Origin of the sequence: Alteromonas sp. MmMcT2-5 (assembly GCF_022348315.1) — a bacterium.
GTDB lineage: Bacteria > Pseudomonadota > Gammaproteobacteria > Enterobacterales > Alteromonadaceae > Alteromonas > Alteromonas macleodii.
Window position 1 is genome coordinate 1 of record NZ_JAKRFB010000114.1, and the last position, 2,597, is coordinate 2,597.

General features: G+C 40.7%; 2 protein-coding genes. Both read right to left on the minus strand.

From position 1 onward, the window contains the following. Nucleotides 1-687 precede the first annotated feature (687 nt). On the minus strand, nucleotides 688-1,398 hold the full coding sequence (locus tag MHN09_RS21055; protein ID WP_061095012.1) for a hypothetical protein: 711 nt from the start codon (nucleotides 1,396-1,398) through the stop codon (nucleotides 688-690). 261 nt (nucleotides 1,399-1,659) lie between these two features. Beyond that, nucleotides 1,660-2,559: a hypothetical protein gene (locus tag MHN09_RS21060; protein ID WP_061095013.1), complete on the minus strand. Its 900-nt coding sequence runs from the start codon at nucleotides 2,557-2,559 to the stop codon at nucleotides 1,660-1,662. Nucleotides 2,560-2,597: the final 38 nt, after the last annotated feature.

A 2,597-nucleotide genomic window follows, 5' to 3' on the forward strand; every position in this document is an offset into this window, starting at 1 on the left:
CTAAGTGAAGAGGCCCAGTCGCTCGGTCGCCAGTGAGAATGACTTGTCGTTCGGTATTTGTTTGATTGGTCACGATATATCTCCAAGTAAATAAAACGTGCTACTGGAGATATAAAGAACATACAGACTTAGCTACCTTCCAGCAGCAAAAGAATGTACGAATTCCGTGCCGCTCAGAGTGAGCGCCACCAGTTGTAAGAAGAGGTTGTGTTGATAAATATCTTTTTCATTTAGATAGGCTATCAAATTAAATTGTGCGTCACAACCACTTGTGTTTTGATCATTGTCTACCAGAAAAGTTTGACTCTGTGCTATTCGATTACTAGCTGTAAATTCTACTTCTTACTTAATCCCTTCTTCCAAGAAGTCATCAATGCTTGAGCCTATAGGCATAGTGCTCTCCCATCTGTTTCGTGATGTGTTAGGTCAGGCATTAAATTATGCTTACATGTGATTTAATGTCGATAAAGTGCTTTGGGCTTGTGAGTGTTTATTGTTGAAGTTGCATGAACATCTAAATGAAACAAGTCTTGTAATGTCTGCTTTTGGCACAGACCGGAAGCTAAAATACAAAAACCTTAACGTCTGCTCCTTGTCTGAAGCGACCCAGCGGCCACAGTAATATTCAAAGTCCGCTTCACGTACCGTGCAGTCCGTCTTTGGCCCGTGATAGCCTCATTATGCTTTTTAAACAAGTTTCATTTTGGTTGTTAATGTGCCTTCTACTATAAAGTGGCCATTTTCATCGAGCATCTTCCCGTTTCTTGCCCATGATTTAACACCATCCAAGTCCCACTCGTATTCGAGGAATGGAAACTCTACGGCTTGCTTTAGCTCGATCTCGTTTGAGCCAAGGTAACTGCCACGCATAAGTACTTTGGTGTTTTGAGCGTTTCGAATCTCAAACTTCTTGTAATTACGAAGACCTTTAAAAAGACTGCTAAAGAACTCAGCTGAATCCATCTCGACACCAGCGATTACTTTGGCTTGCTCGTCTCCAATTTTAATTTGGTACAAATGCAGTAGGTATTTTTGATCAGTGTAGATCCGCATTTTCCTTTCACGAAAGTCCACTATTACCCATCCAATAACTTTTTGGGTATAAACGTTGCCATCGAATTCTAGTTTAAAATCTAGGTTTGCCTTTATATTTTGGGCGTGAATCAATTTATGACAGTTGCTGCAAAGAAGAATACATTTATCTAATTCATCAAGCTGTTCGGTGCTTAGCTTGCGACGAATTAAGGCATTATAGTTATCTGCTTTCTTATCTTCTTCAATGTGATGAAACTCGGTCATCCGTTTAAAAGTGCCCCAGCGTTCAAGCATTTCTTCAACACTTAACCCACAGGCAGAACACTTATTTCCCTTGTATTTGAGTTGAACCTCTTTTGACATTATCTAAATCGCGCCTCAGAGCTTTTTACCAGAATTTCATACTATCATCCGATTCTACAGAAAACCTTTATTCTGTGCTTTGATTAGAAGGAACCAACGACTGCTATACGCTCATTCCTGTCGCCCGGTATGACACTGCCGATCGTCAGCTTCACGTAAACAACTGTCTGTCAGATTTCCGTCCTGCTATCTAAAACGTTAGGAAAAACTTTAATTTCTTTATTAAATCAACAGGTCAAGACATGCTTTTGGTTCATTCAGTCAGCCATACATAGTTACCTGAAGTTGAGGCGTAATCCATTTAGGTGACGCTTCTGGGATCAACTTTTTTTGTTGAATTAATCGCTCAACAACTTTAACACTAAGAGGCTCAAGCGCAGTAACTATTGTTTCATTGCGACTACCTTTCCCAACCAGAATCCATCGACCATTTACGCCTAATCCGGGTGCATATATTCCAGCAGCTAATTTATCTTCAAACTGCCAAGTTGAGTCTAAAAAATCTTCATCAGAGGATATAATGTAGTTGGCTAAAAACGCTTCTTCAATTACCGAAAGCAGTGATAGTTCGTCATTCACATTTTGATTTGATTTGATATGGTCAAGAATACCCGAAGCCGCTCGCTTGTGTCTCGTAGGTAACATCGAGCGCTCTCTTATTGCTTCGTTGATGTTCCTGTTTTGAATTAACTTATCAGACTCTTCTTTTAACTGTCGAGCTTCTTCTTTAGTGTTTGCAACAACTTCAAAAATATTACCAAACTCGAGGTTTGCTTGTATTTCAGGCTGTCCTGCCCTGTCTTTTACCAGTTCTCGAAGCTCAGCATCTTCTTCAAGTCTTTCGGAAGCTTGCTCGTCGTAAGCACAATCTACGGACCCAAACTCACGGCCAACTGGACCCTCGAGCGCTCCGTGCAGCCGTCTTTTTTTGCACCAAGCGATGGCCATCCTATCCATGATGTCTGCCGGAATATCAATAGACAATTGAGAAAAGGCGTCATCACCGGTATGTCCTTGGGTTAAACTAAATGAAACAGGGAAGTCTATAATCAGTTCTGCTGGGTTTGTATTGTCACTTGGATTTGAGGCACTGTCTTCAGTAGGAAACTCTTGGTGCAAGCTATGGTTCTCGTCGCTAAAAATCCATTCAGTTCTAGTCATCATAAATCCTATTTAAATTTACGATTAGCAAGCAATCG